This window comes from Pseudomonas sp. MWU347 (assembly GCF_017947305.1).
Taxonomy (GTDB): Bacteria; Pseudomonadota; Gammaproteobacteria; order Pseudomonadales; family Pseudomonadaceae; genus Aquipseudomonas; species Aquipseudomonas putida_A.
Genome location: NZ_JAFGZB010000024.1, coordinates 1 through 3,110, shown reverse-complemented (window position 1 = coordinate 3,110; position 3,110 = coordinate 1). Strand labels below are relative to the sequence as shown.

The 3,110-nt window shown below is 51.7% G+C and carries 1 rRNA gene; it reads left to right on the top strand.

Annotation, left to right across the window (positions count from 1 at the left end):
- Positions 1-71 precede the first annotated feature (71 nt).
- A 23S ribosomal RNA gene (locus tag KCG87_RS27270) occupies positions 72-2,963 on the top strand.
- The last annotated feature ends 147 nt before the right edge of the window (positions 2,964-3,110 follow it).

Genomic DNA, 3,110 nt, shown 5'->3' with positions numbered 1-3,110 from the left:
ACTCTTAAGAGTTTTGCGAATTTTCGGCGAATGTCGTCTTCACAGTATAACCAGATTGCTTGGGGTTATATGGTCAAGTGAAGAAGCGCATACGGTGGATGCCTTGGCAGTCAGAGGCGATGAAAGACGTGGTAGCCTGCGAAAAGCTTCGGGGAGTCGGCAAACAGACTTTGATCCGGAGATGTCTGAATGGGGGAACCCAGCCATCATAAGATGGTTATCTTGTACTGAATACATAGGTGCAAGAGGCGAACCAGGGGAACTGAAACATCTAAGTACCCTGAGGAAAAGAAATCAACCGAGATTCCCTTAGTAGTGGCGAGCGAACGGGGACTAGCCCTTAAGTGGCTTTGAGATTAGCGGAACGCTCTGGAAAGTGCGGCCATAGTGGGTGATAGCCCTGTACGCGAAAGTCTCTTAGTCATGAAATCGAGTAGGACGGAGCACGAGAAACTTTGTCTGAATATGGGGGGACCATCCTCCAAGGCTAAATACTACTGACTGACCGATAGTGAACTAGTACCGTGAGGGAAAGGCGAAAAGAACCCCGGAGAGGGGAGTGAAATAGATCCTGAAACCGTATGCGTACAAGCAGTGGGAGCCCACTTTGTTGGGTGACTGCGTACCTTTTGTATAATGGGTCAGCGACTTATTTTCAGTGGCGAGCTTAACCGAATAGGGGAGGCGTAGCGAAAGCGAGTCTTAATAGGGCGTCTAGTCGCTGGGAATAGACCCGAAACCGGGCGATCTATCCATGGGCAGGTTGAAGGTTAGGTAACACTGACTGGAGGACCGAACCGACTACCGTTGAAAAGTTAGCGGATGACCTGTGGATCGGAGTGAAAGGCTAATCAAGCTCGGAGATAGCTGGTTCTCCTCGAAAGCTATTTAGGTAGCGCCTCATGTATCACTGTAGGGGGTAGAGCACTGTTTCGGCTAGGGGGTCATCCCGACTTACCAAACCGATGCAAACTCCGAATACCTACAAGTGCCGAGCATGGGAGACACACGGCGGGTGCTAACGTCCGTCGTGAAAAGGGAAACAACCCAGACCGTCAGCTAAGGTCCCAAAGTTATGGTTAAGTGGGAAACGATGTGGGAAGGCTTAGACAGCTAGGAGGTTGGCTTAGAAGCAGCCACCCTTTAAAGAAAGCGTAATAGCTCACTAGTCGAGTCGGCCTGCGCGGAAGATGTAACGGGGCTCAAACCATACACCGAAGCTACGGGTATCACGCAAGTGATGCGGTAGAGGAGCGTTCTGTAAGCCTGTGAAGGTGAGTTGAGAAGCTTGCTGGAGGTATCAGAAGTGCGAATGCTGACATGAGTAACGACAATGGGTGTGAAAAACACCCACGCCGAAAGACCAAGGTTTCCTGCGCAACGTTAATCGACGCAGGGTTAGTCGGTCCCTAAGGCGAGGCTGAAAAGCGTAGTCGATGGAAAACAGGTTAATATTCCTGTACTTCTGGTTATTGCGATGGAGGGACGGAGAAGGCTAGGCCAGCTTGGCGTTGGTTGTCCAAGTTTAAGGTGGTAGGCTGAGATCTTAGGTAAATCCGGGATCTTAAGGCCGAGAGCTGATGACGAGTTACCTTTTAGGTGACGAAGTGGTTGATGCCATGCTTCCAAGAAAAGCTTCTAAGCTTCAGATAACCAGGAACCGTACCCCAAACCGACACAGGTGGTTGGGTAGAGAATACCAAGGCGCTTGAGAGAACTCGGGTGAAGGAACTAGGCAAAATGGCACCGTAACTTCGGGAGAAGGTGCGCCGGTGAGGGTGAAGGACTTGCTCCGTAAGCTCATGCCGGTCGAAGATACCAGGCCGCTGCGACTGTTTATTAAAAACACAGCACTCTGCAAACACGAAAGTGGACGTATAGGGTGTGACGCCTGCCCGGTGCCGGAAGGTTAATTGATGGGGTTAGCTAACGCGAAGCTCTTGATCGAAGCCCCGGTAAACGGCGGCCGTAACTATAACGGTCCTAAGGTAGCGAAATTCCTTGTCGGGTAAGTTCCGACCTGCACGAATGGCGTAACGATGGCGGCGCTGTCTCCACCCGAGACTCAGTGAAATTGAAATCGCTGTGAAGATGCAGTGTATCCGCGGCTAGACGGAAAGACCCCGTGAACCTTTACTATAGCTTTGCACTGGACTTTGAATTTGCTTGTGTAGGATAGGTGGGAGGCTTTGAAGCGTGGACGCCAGTTCGCGTGGAGCCATCCTTGAAATACCACCCTGGCAACTTTGAGGTTCTAACTCAGGTCCGTTATCCGGATCGAGGACAGTGTATGGTGGGTAGTTTGACTGGGGCGGTCTCCTCCTAAAGAGTAACGGAGGAGTACGAAGGTGCGCTCAGACCGGTCGGAAATCGGTCGTAGAGTATAAAGGCAAAAGCGCGCTTGACTGCGAGACAGACACGTCGAGCAGGTACGAAAGTAGGTCTTAGTGATCCGGTGGTTCTGTATGGAAGGGCCATCGCTCAACGGATAAAAGGTACTCCGGGGATAACAGGCTGATACCGCCCAAGAGTTCATATCGACGGCGGTGTTTGGCACCTCGATGTCGGCTCATCACATCCTGGGGCTGAAGCCGGTCCCAAGGGTATGGCTGTTCGCCATTTAAAGTGGTACGCGAGCTGGGTTTAGAACGTCGTGAGACAGTTCGGTCCCTATCTGCCGTGGACGTTTGAGATTTGAGAGGGGCTGCTCCTAGTACGAGAGGACCGGAGTGGACGAACCTCTGGTGTTCCGGTTGTCACGCCAGTGGCATTGCCGGGTAGCTATGTTCGGGAAAGATAACCGCTGAAAGCATCTAAGCGGGAAACTTGCCTCAAGATGAGATCTCACTGGAACCTTGAGTTCCCTGAAGGGCCGTCGAAGACTACGACGTTGATAGGTTGGGTGTGTAAGCGCTGTGAGGCGTTGAGCTAACCAATACTAATTGCCCGTGAGGCTTGACCATATAACACCCAAGCAATCTGAATGCTCGAAAGAGACCAGATTGCGGTGTGTGAAGACGCAATGAACCGAAAGTTCGCGATGCTCACAAACACCTGTATCACATACCCGATTTGCTGAAGCGAGGCCAACCGGTCACGAGTCAGTACCC